Source organism: Larkinella sp. VNQ87 (assembly GCF_049445795.1).
Lineage (GTDB): Bacteria > Bacteroidota > Bacteroidia > Cytophagales > Spirosomataceae > Larkinella.
In genome coordinates this window covers 296170-314370 of record NZ_JBMSDT010000001.1, presented here as the reverse complement: position 1 = coordinate 314370, position 18201 = coordinate 296170, and the positions used below count along the sequence as shown (strand labels likewise).

Sequence of the window (18201 nt, the reverse complement as noted above, 5' to 3'; positions counted from 1 at the left end):
TTTGGGAAATATATCTTTCGGCTAAGGCTGTTACTCAATGCAAACCATCAAAGGAACAGATTCTAACGTTATTTCTGAGTCAAGCTCGCAAGCGTCTATGGTATCGTATAAACGCCTGAACAACCTGACCGGCTGGCTGCTGTTTGCCGTGGCGCTGTTTACCTACGCGTCGACGGTCGAGCGGACGGCCAGCTTCTGGGATTGTGGCGAATTTATTGCCTGTGCGTATAAACTTCAGGTTCCGCACCCGCCGGGCGCGCCGTTCTTCCTGCTCGTGGGCCGGCTGTTTTCACTGTTTGCCTTCGGAGAGGTTACGCAGGTGGCCTACTGGGTCAACATGATGTCGGTGCTGGCGAGTGCGTTCACGATCCTGTTCCTGTTCTGGACCATCACGATGCTGGCCCGCAAACTCCTGAACAAGCAGTTTGGGGACCTGACGCAGGCTGAAATCTGGACCGTGATCGGTGCCGGAGCGGTCGGTTCGCTGGTGTACACCTTCTCCGATACCTTCTGGTTCTCGGCGGTTGAAGCCGAAGTGTACGGCATGTCGTCGTTCTTTACGGCTATCGTCGTCTGGGCGGCTTTTCGCTGGGAACTGATTGAGGATGAGGGCGCTGCCAACCGCTGGTTGATTTTCATCGCGTACCTGATCGGGCTGTCCATCGGCGTTCACTTGCTGAACCTGGTGACCTTGCCTGCCATGGCGCTGATTTACTATTTCAAGAAAAACCAGAAACCGACGTTTCGGGGCGGTTTTATCGCATTCGCCGTCGGGATGGTGATTCTGGGCATCATCAACTCGGGGATTATACCGGGCCTGCCGTCGGCGGCTTTTGCCGTCGAGCGGTTTTTCGTGAATACGTTCGGATTGCCCTATACGACCGGGATCATCATTTTTACCATCGCTTTCCTGGGCGCACTGATCTACGGCATCATCTGGTCGGCCCGTAAAAACCGGCCGATGCTGAATACCGCCCTGCTGGGCCTGGCGTTCGTTCTGATTGGCTATGCGTCGTATATTCAGGTATTGATTCGGTCGGATTTCAATACGCCGATCAACGAAAATAACCCGAGTGATGTGGTCAATTTTGTGTCGTACCTGAAACGGGAGCAATACGGCAGTCGGTCGCTGAGTTACGGGCCGTTGTTTTTCTCACGGCCGGTCGACCAGAAAAAAGGCGCTCCGCAGTACGAAAAACGGGATGGCAAGTATGTCGTTTTCGATTACATGCCGGAATACATCTACGACAGCGACAAGCAAATGCTGTTTCCCCGGATTTACAGCAGCCAGAACAACCATCCGCAACTGTACTCGCAGATGCTGAACATCCCGCTCGATCAGTCAGGCCAGCCGACGCGGAAGGTGACGATGGGTGATAACCTGCAATTCTTCTTTCAATACCAGCTAGGGCATATGTATTGGCGGTATCTGATGTGGAACTTTGCCGGACGCGCGGGCGATCAGGAAGGGTCGGGCTCTCTGTTGCCCTGGACCAGCGATGATGGCATTCCCGATCTGATCAAGAACAACAAGGCCCGCGACAATTTCTACATGCTGCCGTTCCTGCTGGGCTTGTTCGGCATTGTGATTCAGTATTTCCGCCGGTCGAAAGATCTGCTCATTGTCGGGATGCTGTTTTTCTTTACCGGAATCGCCCTGCAAATCTTCCTGAACTCCCCGCCCTCCGAACCGCGCGAACGGGATTACATCTACGTCGGCTCGTTTTACTTCTTCGCGATCTGGGTTGGTTTGGGCGTGGTGGCGCTTGTGGATGGGTTGGCGGCTTATCTGAAAAATGAGAAAATGCGGGTGGCGCTGGTCACCGGTTTGTGTCTGCTGGTGCCGGTGATGATGGGGGCCAAAAGCTGGGATAACCACGACCGCTCGAACCGTTACCATTCTGTCGATTTTGCTAAAAACCTGCTGAACTCCTGCGCTCCGAACGCCATTCTGTTTGTGGGGGGTGACAACGACACCTTCCCCCTGTGGTACGCCCAGGAAGTGGAAGGCTTCCGGACCGATGTGCGGGTGTGTAACCTGAGTCTGCTCGGAACCGAATGGTACATCCAGCAGATGAAGCGGAAAACGTACGAGTCGGAAGCCCTGCCGATTTCGCTCGAATTTGCCCAGTTCAACAAAGGGAAAAACGACGTGATTCCGTTCTACGAAATCCCGGCTGTGAAAAACGGCATCAACCTGAAAGAATACATCGGCCTGGTGAAGCAGAACAACCCGGCCATTCAGGTGCCGCTGACGACCGGCGAGATGACCAGCATCCTGCCATCGCAGACGTTCTTCCTGCCGGTTAACAAGGCCGAGGTGCAGAAACTCGGTTTTGTACCCCAGAAATTCCTGCCGATGATCAAAGACACCATCGTCTGGAACTTCGGCAAGCAGGATATTTACAAACCGGACCTGATCATGCTCGACATGATTGCGACCAACAACTGGCAGCGGCCGATCTACTTCTCGACCACCCTGGGGCAGTCGAACTACCTGAACCTGAAGGATCACATGCAACTGGAGGGCTATGCCTACCGGCTGATGCCGTTCCAGGTGCCGGGTGCGTCCGACGGTTTTGTCAATACCGACGTGATGTACAACGTCATGATGAAGAAAACCTTCTGGCGGGAAATGAACAATCCGGATTCGTACTACGATGATACCTACCGGGGTTCGCCGGTGATCTCGGCCCGGATTGCGTTCCTGCGCCTGGCCGACCAGTTGATGCGCGAGGGGAAGAATGCCCAGGCGAAGGAGGTCATCCAACGTTCGTTGCAGGTCATTCCGGACAAAAGCATTCCGTACGACCAGATTTCGACCAACTACATCCGGATTCTGCTCGAAGTGGGTGAGCCGAAAACCGCCCAGCAGATCGCCGATGTGATTGCCAACCGGGCCGACCAAAGCCTGACCTACATCAAGAAAACCGGGGGAGGCAGCTCTGACGCCAACTTTGACCTGTACAACCTGCAAACGATTGTGAATGCGTTCCGGGAGACGAAAAACGAAACCCTGGCGAAGAAATACGACGCCATCTTCCAGAAGCATTTGAATGCGTTAGGGTGATAACAACGCTGCCAGCACCGGGCCGCCCGGTGCTGGCAGAAAAATTGCGAGTTCAACTTTGAATTGCTAAACCGCTAATCAATCAGTCGTATGGTAACGATAGTGTGTAGTTTAGTGATAAGCTTTCAGGTACACGCAGATACCATGCGTTTGCCGGACAAATTGCCGCAGCTTCCACAGGTGCCGAAAGACCGGCAGGTGCAAACGATGCCGAATGCCAAACCGTCGTTCCGGTCGAACATGCCGGTTCACAAACACGATGAGAGCAAGGTGATTCCGATGCCCAACTCGGCGGCTGACTCGGAAACGTTTCAATTGAAGATAGAAGAGTTATTACCGAAAGACTCCAGTCAGCGGAAGAAGAAGCCTTAAAACGAAATCAGCCCGGCCAATTGGCCGGGCTGATTTCGTTTTGAAGATTGTTATCAGTGAAAAAAGTCTTTCATTTTATCGAAAAACCCTTTCTCGTTTTTCCCCGGTTTGGGCTGGAAGTTCGGTGAGTTTCGCAGCCGTTCGAGGGTGTTGCGTTCGTCGGTGCTCAGTGTTTTGGGCGTCCAGATGTTGATGTGAATCAATTGGTCACCCCGGCCGTAGCCATTCAATTCCTTGATTCCCTTGCCTTTCAGCCGCAGGATTTTACCGCCCTGCGTGCCCGGTTCGAGCGTAATCCGTGCCCGGCCGTCGATGGTCGGTACCTCCACGGAGGTACCCAAAGCCGCATCGACAAAGTTGACGTGCAGGTCGTAGACCACGTTGTTGCCGTCGCGTTTCAGGTTCTCGTCTTCCTCTTCCTCCACCACAATCAGCAAATCACCCGCCACGCCCCCGCGCGGGGGTACGTTGCCTTTGCCCGTCACGGAAAGCTGAATGCCTTCGGCGACCCCGGCCGGAATCTTGATCGGGATCACGTCTTCCTGCAACAACCGGCCTTCGCCGAAACAGGTGTCGCAGCGTTCGGTCACCATCTTGCCCTCGCCGTTACAGGTCGGACACGTGCTGGTCGACACCATCTGGCCGAGCATGGTGTTCACCACTTTCCGAACCTGTCCCGAACCGTTACAGGAATTACAGGTCGTGACGGCGGTGCCGTTCTTCGAACCGTTGCCCCCGCAGGTCGTACAGGCGACGTGGCGTTTTACTTTGATTTTTTTCTCGACGCCGTTGGCAATTTCCTGCAAATTCAGCTTCAGCTTGATGCGCAGGTCGGAACCCCGCCGGACACGACGGCCCTGCTGTTGCCCGCCACCCCGGCCGAAGAAACTGCCAAACGGGCTGTCGTCGCCGAAAATGTCGCCGAACTGCGAGAAAATATCGTCCATCGACTGCGCACCGCCCCCCGCGCCGTTCATGCCGGCGTGGCCGAACTGGTCGTAGCGGGCTTTCTTCTGCGGATCGCTCAGCACATCGTAGGCTTCGGCGGCCTCCTTAAACTTGTCTTCGGCGCTGGGGTCGTCCGGATTTTTGTCCGGGTGGTATTTGATCGCCATCTTCCGGTAGGCTTTCTTGATGTCGTCCGCCGAAGCATTCCGGTCGACCCCCAGTATCTCATAATAATCTCGTTTCGTAGCCATGTAGTTGTCTTCTAGGCGAATAGACTAAACCGGATGACGGGGTAAATCGACATCCGGTTTAGTCTATTCATAATGGTATCGCCGTATACGGTTTCAGGAACCCAATATCACTTTAGCAAATCGAATCACTTTCTCGTTCAGGAAATAGCCTTTTTCGGTTTCGTCGATGACCTTGCCTTTCAAATCATCGCTCGGAGCCGGAAACTGCGTAATGGCTTCGTGTAAATCCGGGTTGAACACCTGGCCGACGGATTCCATCGGCTTGACGCCCTTCGACTCCAGCACTTTACAGAATTTATTGAATATCAACTGAACGCCTTCTTTCAGCACATCAACATCGGAGGTCGTTTCGGCTGATTTCATCGCCCGTTCGAAGTCGTCAAGCACCGGCAACAGCGCCACCAGCAGTCCTTCGTTGGCGGTTGAGATCAATTCCACTTTTTCTTTGGCCGTCCGCCGACGGAAATTTTCAAAATCGGCATATAGCCGCAGGTATTTATCTTTCAAATCGGTCAGTTCGACGCTTACTTTGTCAAATTCGGAAAGGACACCCTGCTCTTCGGTCGTTTCGTCCGACGGATTGTCAGGTTGCGCGTCCACTTCTACTGCGGTTTCATTGACGGTATTGTCAGGTTGCTGAACAGTTTCCTGTCCTTCGGTATTCAAAGTCTCCTTATTTTCCATACGCTTGGTTGTATTTCTTCGCCACCACATGATGCCCTAAAAGTTGCAAATTAGTTGCCAATTTTCAGAATACTGACAAGATGGCATTTTTATTCCCCATTTCAGGCCCGTAACTTTCCCGGTAAACGCCGAACGTGTCACGTTGGGTTCGGGTTATGGAGAGGAGAGCGTCAGCCTGATGGATAGACTTGAAAAACGGACCCAACTGATTAAAGCCAAAGCAGCCGCGCTAGGCTTTGACTTCTGTGGGATTTCCAAAGCGGAATTCCTGGAAGAAGAAGCGCCCCGGCTGGAAGCCTGGCTGAACCGGCAGATGCACGGTAAGATGGGCTACATGGCCAATCACTTCGACAAACGACTCGATCCCCGGCGGCTGGTCGAGGGCGCTAAGTCGGTCGTGACGGTTTTGCTGAATTATTACCCTGAAAAAACGCTGGCTCAGGATGCCGACGATTACAAAATCTCGAAATACGCCTACGGAACGGATTACCACTTTGTCATCAAAGACAAGCTGAAGGAGTTGATGGCGTATGTGCAGGAGGAAATCGGCGAAGTGGACGGCCGGTTTTTCGTAGATTCGGCCCCGGTGATGGATAAGGTTTGGGCCAAACGCAGCGGCCTGGGCTGGGTCGGCAAACACACGAACCTGATTACCCGCGAAATGGGCAGCTTTGTCTTCATCGGCGAGCTGATTCTGGACCTCGAATTGACGCCCGACGGCCCGATGGCCGATTACTGCGGTACCTGTACCCGTTGCCTCGACGCCTGCCCAACCGACGCCATCACCGAACCGTACGTAGTCGACGGCAGCAAGTGCATTTCGTACTTCACGATTGAACTAAAAGACGCCATTCCGGACGAAGTCAGGGATAAATTCGACAACTGGATTTTCGGCTGCGACATCTGCCAGGATGTTTGCCCCTGGAACCGCTTTGCCCGCCCGCACCAGACTCCAGCCTTTGACCCCAATCCGGCCCTGACCGAATTTAGCCGGAGCGACTGGGAGGAAATCACCGAAGAAATTTTTCAGGAAATCTTCCGCCGGTCAGCCGTCAAACGCACGAAGCTGGAAGGGTTGAAACGCAATATTTCGTTTGTAAAAATGGAGGTTGATAGGAACACGGATTGAACAGATTAAACGGATTTACACGGATAATCTGTTCTAATCCGTTTCATCCGTTAAATCTGTTCAATCCGTGTTCCTATCATTCAAGGCCAGTACTCCGCCATTTTCCGACGCAGGAACGCCACGCTGCGGGCCAACTGCTCCATGCCGTCGACGCCGTCTTCGATGCTGATCCAGCCGTCGAAACCTACGCTTTTCAGGGTGCTGAAAATGGCGTCGTAATCGTTCAGCCCCTTGCCGATTTCGCCGTGGCTCAGCCGTTTGGCATACCCAACGGCCCCGCCTTCTTCCCGACGCAGGTCTTCGATGGTGCCCGACAACAGGTAACGGTCGCTGGCGTGCATCGTCACGACCCGGTTTTTGACCCGTTCGAGCAGTTCCAGCGGTTCTTCACCCGCCAGAAAGGTGTTGCTCGGGTCGTAGTTGACGCCAAAATTCGGGTCGTGAATCTGATCGACGAGTTTGCTGAATACCTCCATTTTCTGAGCAAATTCGGGGTATTCCCAAAAATCGTCCTTGTAATGGTTTTCGATAATCAGCGTGATGCCGCGCTCTCGGGCGTAGGGCAGGCAAGCTTCAATGGATTCGGCGGCCAACCGGATGCCTTCGTCAATGGTCAACTCAGGTCGGCGCTGGCCGGAGAGCACACGGCAGTAGGAGCCGCCCAGTGCGTGGGTCATGTCGATCCAGCGCTTTTGTTTGGCAATTTCGTTGGCGCGAAAGGCCGCGTCGGGGTGCGTAAAATCCGGTGAGCAGCACATCATCGGAATCACCTTGCCGTGATCCTCGACCTGTTGCCGAAACCGCGACCAGTTGGCTTCGTCGGCCATTTCCAGAAAACCGGCGTACCATTCCAGGCCGTCGATGTCGAGTTTGACGGCGAGTTCAATCCATTCGGCAACCGTCATGGTGCCGTCTTTGCAGAGCGCCTGCATGAAGGCTTTGGGGAAAGCAGCGAGTTTGGGCATTTTTTAGTACCCACGGACTTTAGTCCGTGTTTTTGAAGTTAGAGCATATCAGTACCCACGGACCTTTATCGGTGAGTTGTTGTTTAATCAATGTAGTAGCTAAAATTCACGGACTAAAGTCCGTGGGTACTCAGTTTTTCGGCGGATTGCGGCCGATAAACGGGTGTTGTTCGAGGTCAACGATTTGTCCGCTGATCGGGCCGCTTTCGTCGGCCAGCCAGTACACGGCGGCTGCGGCTATTTCGGCGGGCCATAAGATCCGGCCCGAGGGCGCAAAAACCGGTGACACATCCTTGTACCAGTCTTCGGGCAGACCCTGTTTGTGCTTGCGCCGGGCTTCGTTTTCGGTCAGCACCCAGCCGGGGTTGATCTGATTCACCCGAACGCCCGCTTCCCGGTGGAGCGTGTCACCGAGGTTGCGGGTGAGCGTCATCAGCGCCCCTTTCGATACGCTGTAGGCCATCAAATCCGGTTCGCCACTCCAGCCATTGACCGAACCGATGTTCAGCACACAGCCCTTCGCTTGTTTCAAATACGGCAGGGCGGCTTTGATCAGGGCAAACGGAGCAAGGGTGTTGACTTCCAGCATTCGGCGGAAAAACCGTAAATCGGTCGTGTGGAGGTTCGAGGAAGCCACCAGAGCCGCGTTGTTGACCACGGCATCCAGCCGCCCGAACGTCCGAACGGCTAGCTCGACCAGCCGTTCGGCAACGCCCTCCACGGCCAGGTCTTCGATGTGCAAAACGGCCCGGTCAGTCCCCAGTTCCTGTACAACTTCCTGGCCTAACTCCGGTTCCAGCCCGTGAACAACCACGGTTGCCCCTTCGGCCACGCACCGTTTGGCAATGGCTTTCCCGATACCGATACAACTGCCGGTGACGATGATCACTTTGTTTTCTAAGCGCATTTCAGACAAGCGACAAGAGAGTTTAGACAAGTGACAAAGGAATCTTTACTCTCTTGTCTTTCATCTTTTATCTCATTAAATCTAGACCGGTTTCAGGACGCTTTTGATGACGTCACCGTGGTGCATTTTTTCGAACGCTTCGTGCCACTGGGTAAGCGGCCAGACGCCCCCGATGATCGGTTTTACGTCAAGTTGGCCGCTGGCCAGCAAGGCCAGCACGCGCTCCCAGATCGGCCAGTTGTGGCTGAAACTGCCCTGAAGCGTCACGTTTTTCTGCACCAGCGGATCGAGCGAAAAACCGAGCGGTTGCGGTCCCCAGCCGACTTTGGTGATGTGGCCGTTGGGCCGCACGAGTTGAAGGGCAATCTTGAGCGTGATGCTGGCTCCGGCGGCATCAATGATGCAGTCGGCCCCCAAGCCGTCACGTTGTTTGGCCCAGTCCGTTGCATCGCCGATGATGGACTCGCAGCCGTATTGCTGGGCAATCGCCAGCCGGTGCCGATCAGCTTCCAGACCCACCACGGCCACTTCGGCCCCACAAAGCCGGGCCATTGCCGCGCAGAGAATGCCGATGGTGCCCGGCCCCAACACAATCACGCGGTCGCCGGGTTTCAGCCGGGAGTTTTCGACCACGGCGTTGTAGGCCACGCAGCAGGGCTCGGTCAGGCAGGCTTGCTCAAAGGCCAGTTGGTCCGGCACCCGGTGCAGACAACGCATTGGCACCCGCACGTAGCGCGTCATGGCCCCGTTGACACCGTAGCCGAAGCCTTTGCGAGTAGGGTCGAGGTTATACAGCCCCTGCCGCGACATGGGATTATTCAGGTCGATGACAGCCGCCGTTTCGCTCACCACGCGGTCGCCTTCCTGCCAGCCGACCACGCGGCTACCGACTTCAACAATGTGGCCGCCAAACTCGTGGCCGAGCACGACCGGGTAATTCACCGGCCAGCTATGGTCGGCCGTCCACTGGTGCAGGTCACTGCCGCAGACGCCGACGTTGGCGACTTCCAGCAACACATCCTCGTCGCCGATGGTCGGTTTGGGGAGTTCACGAAGTTCCACCGAGCCTTTCTCGGGGGCAAAATTGACAACAGCCGCAGAAGTCATTTCGGTTGAATAGTTTATAGTTTATAGTTTAGGGTAACTACACATTTATTAGAGCCTTAGGAAACGATAAACCCTGAACGATAAACCGATTTAACTGATAATCAGCCACCTACGGCCACATCGCCGTAGGCATGGATTTTTTCACAGATTAATCGCAGCGAACTTTCCAGATCGCCGTCGGCGGTTTTGAAGGCGTCGGCGTCGATGGTCAACGGAGCGCCTAACACCACCAGCGGAGCGCCGTATTCGGGGCAACGGATGGCCTGTTCGAGCGTCAGACCACCCACGGCCTGCACCGGCACCCGAACCGCCTGCACCACCTCGCGCAGTTGGTCGAGCGGGCTGGGCATCCGAAGTCCCTGGGCGGCAATGCCCCGGCGTTCGTCGTAGCCGATGTGATGAATGACGTAATCGCAGCCGAGGTCTTCCAGCCATTTGGCCCCTTCGACCATGTCGGGGCAACCCAGGTTGTCGCCCATGACCTTCACGCCGTAATCGTGTCCGGCCTGCACCACCACCTTGATGGTTTCGGCATGGGCCCGCGCCATCACTACGACGTGGGTTGCTCCCGCTTTGGCCATCATTTCGGCTTCAAGATATCCGCCGTCCATCGTTTTCAGGTCGGCCACAATCGGAATGTTCGGAAAGGCTTCACGTAGTTTTCGGACGCCGTGCAGCCCTTCCGCCAGGATCAGCGGAGTACCGGCTTCGAGCCAGTCGACGCCCGCGCGCAGGGCCAAAGCAGCCGTTTCGAGGGCTTCATCAATGTTGGTGAGGTCAAGGGAAATTTGAACAATGGGTTTCATTCCGTGATGGATTGAATTTGATAAATGGATGTCTAAAATTCGTAATGAGGTAGTTTGATGCAGAAAATTACCGGTTTAATTCTATAATGATCAGATCGGCGGAATTTAACCCCACCTTGCCGAAAAAAAATTCGAAAGCTGTTTTTAACAGGCAATTTGCCGCCTTTTCTTTGGACAGGTAATTAATGCCCAATAAAATCTTGTCTGTACTGATCGCAACACTTTCCACTGACAGCGAAAAAGAAGTTACCTGACCAATCAATACACATAGGTACTGGTTTCATCGGTGTTCAGGCTATGACTATAAACAATTCTTTTCGGAATAGTCTGAATTCGGGATTGGTTAGTATATGTATGGTATGACTTATGCAATGTGTAGGGCAGAATAGCACCATGTTGAAAAAGAAAGTACTTATTCAAGATACCTCCTTACTTCGGAAACTCAGAAACGGGCAAAACGTCTACGGGACCTGTGTGACCTCGACGGTTCCTATGTGGCCGATTGGGCTTCAGCGGGCAGGACTGGATTTCGTTTTTCTGGATACCGAACACATCCCCCTCGACCGCACCGAGCTGGCCCGCATGTGCCAGATTTTTCGGGCTTACTCCATTACACCCATTGTTCGAATTCCGAAACCGGACCCTTTTCTGGCCTGTCAGGTGATCGATGGCGGGGCCGTGGGTGTCATCGCGCCATACCTGGAATCCGTCGAGCAAATTATCGACCTCGTGGGTGCCACCAAATACCGGCCGCTGAAAGGTGAACGACTCAACCGGTATCTGAGCGGGAAAGAGGAGATCCCGCCGGATCTGAAACACTACCTCGAAGTATACAACGCGGGCAACATTTGTATTGCCAACATTGAAAGCGTTCCGGCCCTGGAGCGTCTCGACACGATGCTGTCGGTACCCGGACTGGATGCGGTTTTTATCGGTCCACACGATTTGTCGGTCAGTTTGGGAATTCCGGAACAATACGACCACCCGGAGTTTGAAGCCGCCGTTCGCACGATCATTCATACCACCCGCCGGAAAGGCCTGTCGGTCGGCATCCATTTTTCGCAGTCGCCGGATCGACAGGTTTACTGGATGAAGGAAGGCGTCAATATCGTTGTCCACAGCTTTGATGTCGCCCTGTTCGGGCAGCGGTTGCGGGATGACATCGGTAGCATCAAAAAAGCTGTCGGGGATGACGACGAGTCCGACAACTCTCCAAAGCTGGTCATTTAGAAGGCCCGGTTGGAAAAAAGGCCCGGCACCATCGGGTGCATCCGGTTTTCACCCTTAACTTGCGCATATGGATCAGATTCGATGGGGAATTATCGGTTGCGGGAATGTGACCGAAGTCAAAAGTGGCCCGGCTTTCAACAAGGTGCCGAATTCGACGTTGGTCGCCGTGATGCGCCGGGACGGTGAACTTGCCGCCGATTACGCGTTTCGGCACGGTGTTCCCAAATGGTATGACGATGCCGAGGCACTCATCCACGACCCGGAGGTCAATGCGGTTTATATTGCCACCCCACCCGGTTCGCATACCGACTACGCAATTCAGGCCCTGCGGGCTGGAAAACCGGTGTATGTCGAAAAACCGATGGCCCGGAATGCCGCCGAATGCGACGCCATGAATCAGGTGAGCCGCGAAACCGGCGTTCCGCTGTTTGTGGCTTACTACCGCCGTTCGCTGGATTACTTCCTGAGAGTGAAAGAGTTAATCGATCGGAAAATCATTGGCGACATCCGGTTTGTGGATATTCATTTGCATTACCAACCCTATGCCGAGGAAGTCGGTGAAGGAGCCAGGCCGCGCTGGCGGGTGTTTCCGGAAATCTCCGGTGGAGGGCACTTTCACGACCTGGCATCGCACCAGTTCGACTTTCTGGAATACGCGCTCGGACCCATCAAAACCGCCCGGGGTTTTTCCCGTAACCAGGCTGGTTTGTACGAAGCCGACGATATTGTGGTGGCCAATTTCGAATTTGAATCCGGCGTGCTGGGCCTGGGAAGCTGGTGCTACACGGTCAACAAAGAGCAGCGCATCGACGAAGCGTATCTGATTGGCTCGGCGGGTAAAATTACGTTTTCCTTCTTCGAAAAATTCGACATCAAGGTGGAAACGGATTCCGGTACGGAAGTCTACACCATTCCCTATCCGCAGCACGTGCAGCAGCCGCTGATTGAAACCATCGTGAAAGCCTTGCGGGGGGAAGGCACGTGCCCCAGTACGGGCGAAACCGGTGCGCGGGCCAGTTTGATCATGGACTGGATTACGGGGAAGTGAGTGTCAGTTGTTACACAGGGTTTATCAGAGATAAGCAGGGAAAACTCTGATAACCCTGATAAACCCTGTGTAACAACGCAATCCCTCATTCCACCGCCGTCTTCCGGCCTTTCGATAAATAATAAAGCGGCAGGCCGATGAGCACGATGATCAGCCCCGGCCAGGTGAAGTTCGGTTTGTAAACAATCAGTAACCCGCAGAAACTGAGGCCCATCAGGATGTACAGCGCCGGTAAGAACGGGTAGCCAAACGCTTTGTAGGGCCGCTCCAGGTCCGGCCGTTTGGCGCGGAGGATGAAAATACCGGCAATCGTCAGCACGTAGAAAATCACCACCACAAACGAGATCATGTCCAGCAAATCGCCGTACCGACCACTGAGGCACAGCACCGACGCCATCGCGCACTGTATCCAGAGCGCAAAACCCGGCACGGCATGACGGTTCAGTTCGGCCGTTTGTTTGAAAAACAGCCCGTCTTTCGCCATCGTGTAATATACCCGCGCTCCGGCCAGAATCAGGCCGTTGTTGCAGCCAAAGGTCGACACCATGATCATGAACGCAATTAGGGCCGTCCCGACCGGACCAAAAATCGCCTGCGCCGTTGCCACGGCCACCCGGTCTTTTTCAGCCGTAGCAATCTCGTTGATGGGCAGCACGGAGAGGTACATCACGTTAGCCATGACGTAGATAATGGTAACGATAAGCGTCCCGAGAAACAGGCTGAGGCCGATATTCCGTTTGGGGTTGACAATCTCACCCGCAATGAACGTGACGTTGTTCCAGGAGTCGCTGGAGAAAATCGAGCCGACCATCGACGCGGCAATAGCCCCCAAACCGGCCACCAGCGTGTAGGATTCGAACGAGCCGTCGGGCATCAGCTTTTGCAGGTCCCAGGCGTTGGTCCAGTTGGCTTCCCAGACCTCCGGTTTCATCAGCAGTAGCCCGCAGACAATCAGCCCGAACAGGCTGAGCAGTTTGGCCGTCGTGATGACGGTTTGCAGCACCTTCCCACCTTTGACGCCCTTGGTATTGATGTAGGTCAGAATGACAATCAGCACGATGGACAGGAGCTGGGCGGGCGACAATTTGAACGAACCGATGCTGAATAGCACCAGATCTTCGCTGACCTGCGGAATGAAGTAAGCCGTAAACTTGGCAAAGGCCACGCCCACGGCCGCGATAGTGCCAGTCTGGATAACGGCGAAAAAGCTCCAGCCGTACAGAAAACCAATGAGCGGGTTGTACGCTTCTTTCAGATACACATATTGCCCGCCCGCTTTCGGATACATCCCGCTCAACTCGCCGTAGCTGAGGGCCGCTGTCAGTGTCATCAGGCCGGTGATGAGCCAGACCATCAGCAGCCAACCCGACGACCCCACATTCCGGATGATGTCGGCGCTGACAATAAAAATGCCGGAGCCGATCATACTGCCGACTACCAACAGGGTCGCATCCACTAGTTTAACTTCTCGTTTCATGCCAGCCGATTCGGCCGGTTCGGGTAATTCGGGGTTGTATGCTGCCGCATGCTTGTTGGGGCCAGGAGCCATGCCAGATTTGGTTAAGGTGAGCGATGAAGGCCGGAGCGTTTGGTACATCCGGCAGTTGATTTCCCGAAAATACCGAAAAACTTGATAATTCTTACTTTTTACCTTTTTCAGCGCACCCGAAAAAGCCGGTGGGCCGTGTAGGTCTGGCCGAACTGATCGGTTGTTCGAACCGTCAGGCGGTGCGTACCCGGAGGCATCTTTTTAGGCAACGTGCCTCGCCAGATGTGCCGCGAAATTTCGGGTTCGTCCATTTTCCAGCCGAGTACCTTGTCGAGCTTCTGGCCGTCGACGGCTGCATCAAGGTACGGACCCAGTCGGTGCATGGCTGCCACCGCGGGGTCTGGGGCCGGACGGAGTTCGAGCGGTAACCAGTTACCCCGCCCGTCGAGTTGCATTTCGACTGTCGAGCGGGCCGATCCGGCAAACACGTTGATCAGAACGTGCGTGGTGTCCCAGGCGGTTTGCGGTTGTTCGTCCGGGAGGTAGATATTCATTTGGTAATCAGCCGGTCGTCGGGCGGCTTTAAACTGAATCGAATACCGGTTTTCGTCAAACGTCAGGATGGAATAACCGTTCGGCGCACCGTCGTTCATGGTTGCGTGCGGAATGCCAACCTCGTCTTTGAGCCCGACCCACCAACTGCCGCACACCGTGGCATTGATGAAATGGTGGTGCGGTTTACGGCCGTTCCAGCCCCATTGCTGGTCGACAAACAAATGAGCCATCGTATGCGTGTGCCCCGAAACCGAGAAGACGTTCGACCGTTTTTCAATGATCTCAAACAACGCCTTCCGGTTGTCACAGAGGACGATGGGCGCGTGCATGACCAGAACGATCAATTTGTCGTCGGGGACGTGGTTCAGGTAGTTTCGGACAAAATCCAGTTGAGCGTCCACCAAATGGGCTTTGTATTTGCCTTCGGGCGTGAAATAGATGTTTTTCAGGACGATAAACGCTACCTGCCCGTGCTCGAACGCGTAGGTGCTGGGGCCGTAAAACCGCTCGAAGGTTTCGTCACTGAACCGGTCGTCAACAGCGCCCCGGTTGAAATCGTGGTTCCCGAAGGTGTTGTACCAGGGAATACCGATCTGCGCAATTCCGGCGTTGACTTCGGCGAACAGGTTTGGGTCGTCGGCTACGATATCGCCCAGCGTTAGGCCAAATTTTGCCTTCGTGCCAATGCATTCTTCCACCACATCGTGCAGCACGTAATTCACTTCGGTCAGCCCCCGGGCCTGCGGATCGCCAAACAGCAGCATCGAAAACTGGTTATCTTCCGATTGCTTCCAGAGCGGAAAGTCGATCGATTTCGGAAGCGGACCCGTCGGCGCAACGCCCTCGGTTTGGGTCGTTGGCGAGCCGTTGGGTTTGTGCAGGTAATAATGCTGCGGAAGCTGATCGGCGTTGGTCGGCACAGCGTACCCCGCCGGTTTGATCACGAAAAAACCGGTATCGTCACCGACCGGCAAGGTCCAGCGACCGGTTTTGTCCGTGTTCGTCACTACCCGGCCGTTCGAGACGCAGACGTTGGGCAAACCCGGCTCGCCGGGGTCTTTTCGACGGTTTTTGTTGATGTCATTAAAAACCATGCCGGTGGCCGTCGTTTGAGCCTGGGCCATCGGGGCAAGCGCCCAGAAAAAGAGAAAAAGAAGTCGTGCCGTTTTCATAAGCGGTGGTTACTAGTTCCGAAACAGCCAGATTTCCGTCACTTGCGACCCGCGCTCACCCTCTCCGCAGGTCCAGATGAAGGTCACTTTGCCGTCGGCGGAAACCGTTTTTGGAACATCGAATTCATAAATAGGCTGTTCGCCGGTTTGGATAAAGTCATGGATAACCGTCCCGTCGTCGGTGGTTAGTTTCATGCGCGAGCGAAACCGGCCCGTGTAGGCAATCCGCATCCGGTAGGTGGCCGTCGGGTCGAGTTCGTCGTAGGCAATTTTCAGCGGCTGGTCATACAGCGTTTTAGCCTGTTTCATCCAGACGCGCGGGGTAATCTGGCCTTTAAAACCGGTCGCCTTGATTTCGTCGACCCATTCGACGCCCACCAGCCCGACGCCGAAGCCGATCCGGGGGCCGCGCAAACTACCGGGGTCGTTCGCCCAGGGTTCGCCCGGAATCACCCGGTGCCAGCTTTCCGGCGCGCCGAAATGATCGTAAAAACCGCCAGGGCCGGGATCGGTGCGGTGCAGCATCGCCCGGATTTTCAAAAGCCGCTCGTTCTCGTCCGACTCTCTTTCAATCTTGGCCAACTGGTCGAACAGCCAGGGCGAGTCGTTGAGCGGAATGTCGATGTTGTCGATAAAATTGCCCCGGCCGCCCATCGCGCCGTGTTTCTCAATGGTCAACTGCGCGCCGATGCTTTTGAACAGTGAATCGGCCAGCGCGAAACATTTCGCCCGGTAGTCGGGCCGGACCGGTTCTTTCCAGGCTTTTTCGAGTGTGGCTTTGGCTTGCTGAATGGCCGGCAGCGACCCGGTTTTTTCGGCCGTTGCCAGTATGTCGCGGGCCTGTTGTTCGAGTTCGGTTTCAAACAATAACCGCCGTTGGGTGTAGGCATCGAAATACGCCCGAATCAGGCTCATCTGAAACCGGGGATTCTGCAAAACCGCCTGCGGAACCTGTTGTTCCAGCGTTTGCCACTGCCGGAGGGTTTGTGGAATGGCCGGATTAGTCAGCAAAGGGCCGCGCCAGTTTTCCTCCAAAGACAACACTGCGCGGACGAACGGTTCCGTAAAATCCGGGCCGATGAACAGCCGGGCGTAGTCGCGCAGGGTTTCGATGACGGGCCGGTTGGGGTCCCAATCCTGATCGCTCCAGACAAACTTATTCACGTCATCGTTGGTGCCTTCCGAATAGCTGATGCTGCCCGCGCCGAACTCATCAAGCGCGTTGTGAATGATTTTCTCGTCGTGCGGTCGGGGGTTGATGCTTTCGCGGCCGCAGGTCATCGACCAGGCCAGGTCCCAATGCGGCACCGGATATTGCGAGCTATAATTGTGCGTAATGTCGGGATAATGCCGGATTGGAATCGACGGTTTGAGCAGCTTCCGGATTTCTTGCACCGGCAACTTCACCCACGGCCCGAACACCACCCCGCCAAACCACGGATAGCCGCTGTTGACGTGCCGGAAAAACGCATCGAACCAGGCTTGCGTCGGCCGGAATACCTGCGGAGAAACCCAGATTTTGGCGTTCGGGTGGTATTTCTGCAACACCTGCGCTTCTTTTTCGAGCCAGGCAAAAAGGACATCAGGCTCCAGTTCGCCGGGATCGCCACCGGGCACAAACACCGCATCCAGCTTCGGCACGGCGGCAAATACCGCGTGCCGCTCCTTCAGTTCTTGCTGAATCGAATCGGGGTGGACGTAATTCTGGCCCATATTCGGGTACCACATCCAGACATCCAGCTCGTATTCCCGGCATATCCGCGACTGCTCCCGGATCATCTGAATGGCCGGCAGCTTCATGTGCCGACTCGTGAAGTCGTCGTCCGTGCGCGGGGGCATGATTTCGATGCTGTTGGCTCCAAACAGGGCCAGTTCCCGGATGTACTGGTCGAACTGCGTGACGGAAAAGGCGTCGTACGCATTGGTTTTGGGACGATACCCCAACTGATGCCCGCGAATCGGATACCGGGGGCTGGTCGCCAGTGTCGCGTTTCGGGCTATCCGAAGCTGGCCGGGGCTCATCTCGGCTTTCCGCAGGAATTGCCCGACACCGTACAGCAAGCCCCGGGCGTCTTTTCCCACGATTAAAACCGTGTTGGTTTCTTCCTGAACCAAGAGCTTGAAGCCTTCGGCCTGAATGGCGGATAGGGCGTTCAGTGCTATGCGGGCGGTTTCCGGGAAAGCAGAGAGGGTTGTCTCCAGCGCTAACCCAATCACGGGTTGCCCGGCGGTCGGCCATTTCTTCGCCAGGGGTAACCGAATCCGGGTTCGCTTCTGCACTTCTTCTTGCAGAATTTCCAGACTACGGTTTAGCACTTTTGGGTCTTTGACGGTATTGAAAATCTGCGCTCGGCTCAGGTCGATGGGGGCAGCAAGAAGTAGCTCAAGTTTACCAAACAGGAGAGCGTAGCAAAGAAGACGGCTTACTACTCGCATGGTGTTGTGGAAATCAGGGTTAGGGGCTGGCC

At 55.2% G+C, this 18201-nt stretch carries 14 protein-coding genes; 5 read left to right on the top strand and 9 right to left on the bottom strand.

The window, feature by feature from the left end; genetic code table 11:
• The first annotated feature begins 97 nt into the window (after positions 1-97).
• Positions 98-3070 (top strand): DUF2723 domain-containing protein, encoded by a 2973-nt coding sequence (locus ACO2Q8_RS01305; RefSeq protein ID WP_423342965.1) that lies wholly within the window; start codon positions 98-100, stop codon positions 3068-3070.
• A gap of 144 nt (positions 3071-3214) precedes the next feature.
• Positions 3215-3442, top strand: a complete 228-nt coding sequence (locus tag ACO2Q8_RS01300; protein WP_423342964.1) for a hypothetical protein — start codon at positions 3215-3217, stop codon at positions 3440-3442.
• 53 nt (positions 3443-3495) lie between these two features.
• Here the strand turns inward: ACO2Q8_RS01300 and dnaJ are convergent, their stop codons facing one another.
• Both dnaJ and ACO2Q8_RS01290 read right to left on the bottom strand, forming a co-directional pair.
• Positions 3496-4641, bottom strand: coding sequence for a molecular chaperone DnaJ (dnaJ, locus tag ACO2Q8_RS01295; RefSeq protein ID WP_423342963.1), 1146 nt, complete (start codon positions 4639-4641; stop codon positions 3496-3498).
• 93 nt (positions 4642-4734) lie between these two features.
• Complete coding sequence (locus ACO2Q8_RS01290) at positions 4735-5325, bottom strand: nucleotide exchange factor GrpE (protein ID WP_423342962.1); 591 nt, start codon at positions 5323-5325, stop codon at positions 4735-4737.
• A 178-nt stretch (positions 5326-5503) separates the two neighbouring features.
• On the opposite strand from ACO2Q8_RS01290, the gene queG reads away from it, so the two are divergent.
• On the top strand, positions 5504-6454 hold the full coding sequence (queG, locus tag ACO2Q8_RS01285; RefSeq protein WP_423342961.1) for a tRNA epoxyqueuosine(34) reductase QueG: 951 nt from the start codon (positions 5504-5506) through the stop codon (positions 6452-6454).
• Positions 6455-6534: 80 nt separating this feature from the next.
• Here the strand turns inward: queG and ACO2Q8_RS01280 are convergent, their stop codons facing one another.
• The 4 genes from ACO2Q8_RS01280 to ACO2Q8_RS01265 form a co-directional block, all read right to left on the bottom strand.
• Positions 6535-7419 carry a sugar phosphate isomerase/epimerase family protein gene (locus ACO2Q8_RS01280; RefSeq protein ID WP_423342960.1) on the bottom strand — a complete coding sequence of 295 codons (885 nt, stop codon included), beginning with the start codon at positions 7417-7419 and terminating at the stop codon, positions 6535-6537.
• Positions 7420-7549: 130 nt separating this feature from the next.
• Positions 7550-8326 (bottom strand): SDR family NAD(P)-dependent oxidoreductase, encoded by a 777-nt coding sequence (locus ACO2Q8_RS01275; RefSeq protein WP_423342959.1) that lies wholly within the window; start codon positions 8324-8326, stop codon positions 7550-7552.
• A gap of 81 nt (positions 8327-8407) precedes the next feature.
• Positions 8408-9433, bottom strand: coding sequence for a zinc-binding dehydrogenase (locus ACO2Q8_RS01270; RefSeq protein ID WP_423342958.1), 1026 nt, complete (start codon positions 9431-9433; stop codon positions 8408-8410).
• A 101-nt stretch (positions 9434-9534) separates the two neighbouring features.
• The gene (locus ACO2Q8_RS01265) at positions 9535-10239 is read right to left on the bottom strand and encodes an orotidine 5'-phosphate decarboxylase / HUMPS family protein (protein ID WP_423342957.1); all 705 of its coding nucleotides are present in this window, start codon (positions 10237-10239) and stop codon (positions 9535-9537) included.
• Between the two features lie 393 nt (positions 10240-10632).
• Here ACO2Q8_RS01265 and ACO2Q8_RS01260 point away from each other — a divergent pair, with 393 nt between their 5' ends.
• The gene (locus ACO2Q8_RS01260) at positions 10633-11469 is read left to right on the top strand and encodes an HpcH/HpaI aldolase family protein (protein WP_423342956.1); all 837 of its coding nucleotides are present in this window, start codon (positions 10633-10635) and stop codon (positions 11467-11469) included.
• A 67-nt stretch (positions 11470-11536) separates the two neighbouring features.
• Entirely contained in the window at positions 11537-12517 is a 981-nt protein-coding gene (locus ACO2Q8_RS01255) for a Gfo/Idh/MocA family protein (protein ID WP_423342955.1), read from the top strand.
• Between the two features lie 85 nt (positions 12518-12602).
• Here the strand turns inward: ACO2Q8_RS01255 and ACO2Q8_RS01250 are convergent, their stop codons facing one another.
• The 3 genes from ACO2Q8_RS01250 to ACO2Q8_RS01240 form a co-directional block, all read right to left on the bottom strand.
• Complete coding sequence (locus tag ACO2Q8_RS01250) at positions 12603-14066, bottom strand: APC family permease (RefSeq protein WP_423342954.1); 1464 nt, start codon at positions 14064-14066, stop codon at positions 12603-12605.
• A gap of 107 nt (positions 14067-14173) precedes the next feature.
• Positions 14174-15733, bottom strand: coding sequence for a calcineurin-like phosphoesterase C-terminal domain-containing protein (locus ACO2Q8_RS01245; RefSeq protein WP_423342953.1), 1560 nt, complete (start codon positions 15731-15733; stop codon positions 14174-14176).
• Between the two features lie 12 nt (positions 15734-15745).
• Complete coding sequence (locus ACO2Q8_RS01240; protein ID WP_423342952.1) at positions 15746-18169, bottom strand: hypothetical protein; 2424 nt, start codon at positions 18167-18169, stop codon at positions 15746-15748.
• Positions 18170-18201 lie beyond the last annotated feature (32 nt).

Excerpts from the sequence above, each read along its gene's own strand:
- ACO2Q8_RS01305 (WP_423342965.1), top strand. The coding sequence starts at position 98 with ATGGTATCGTATAAACGCCTGAACAACCTGACCGGCTGGCTGCTGTTT.
- ACO2Q8_RS01300 (WP_423342964.1), top strand. The coding sequence starts at position 3,215 with ATGCGTTTGCCGGACAAATTGCCGCAGCTTCCACAGGTGCCGAAAGAC.
- dnaJ (WP_423342963.1), bottom strand. The coding sequence starts at position 4,641 with ATGGCTACGAAACGAGATTATTATGAGATACTGGGGGTCGACCGGAAT.
- ACO2Q8_RS01290 (WP_423342962.1), bottom strand. The coding sequence starts at position 5,325 with ATGGAAAATAAGGAGACTTTGAATACCGAAGGACAGGAAACTGTTCAG.
- queG (WP_423342961.1), top strand. The coding sequence starts at position 5,504 with ATGGATAGACTTGAAAAACGGACCCAACTGATTAAAGCCAAAGCAGCC.
- ACO2Q8_RS01280 (WP_423342960.1), bottom strand. The coding sequence starts at position 7,419 with ATGCCCAAACTCGCTGCTTTCCCCAAAGCCTTCATGCAGGCGCTCTGC.
- ACO2Q8_RS01275 (WP_423342959.1), bottom strand. The coding sequence starts at position 8,326 with ATGCGCTTAGAAAACAAAGTGATCATCGTCACCGGCAGTTGTATCGGT.
- ACO2Q8_RS01270 (WP_423342958.1), bottom strand. The coding sequence starts at position 9,433 with ATGACTTCTGCGGCTGTTGTCAATTTTGCCCCCGAGAAAGGCTCGGTG.
- ACO2Q8_RS01265 (WP_423342957.1), bottom strand. The coding sequence starts at position 10,239 with ATGAAACCCATTGTTCAAATTTCCCTTGACCTCACCAACATTGATGAA.
- ACO2Q8_RS01260 (WP_423342956.1), top strand. The coding sequence starts at position 10,633 with ATGTTGAAAAAGAAAGTACTTATTCAAGATACCTCCTTACTTCGGAAA.
- ACO2Q8_RS01255 (WP_423342955.1), top strand. The coding sequence starts at position 11,537 with ATGGATCAGATTCGATGGGGAATTATCGGTTGCGGGAATGTGACCGAA.
- ACO2Q8_RS01250 (WP_423342954.1), bottom strand. The coding sequence starts at position 14,066 with ATGGCTCCTGGCCCCAACAAGCATGCGGCAGCATACAACCCCGAATTA.
- ACO2Q8_RS01245 (WP_423342953.1), bottom strand. The coding sequence starts at position 15,733 with ATGAAAACGGCACGACTTCTTTTTCTCTTTTTCTGGGCGCTTGCCCCG.
- ACO2Q8_RS01240 (WP_423342952.1), bottom strand. The coding sequence starts at position 18,169 with ATGCGAGTAGTAAGCCGTCTTCTTTGCTACGCTCTCCTGTTTGGTAAA.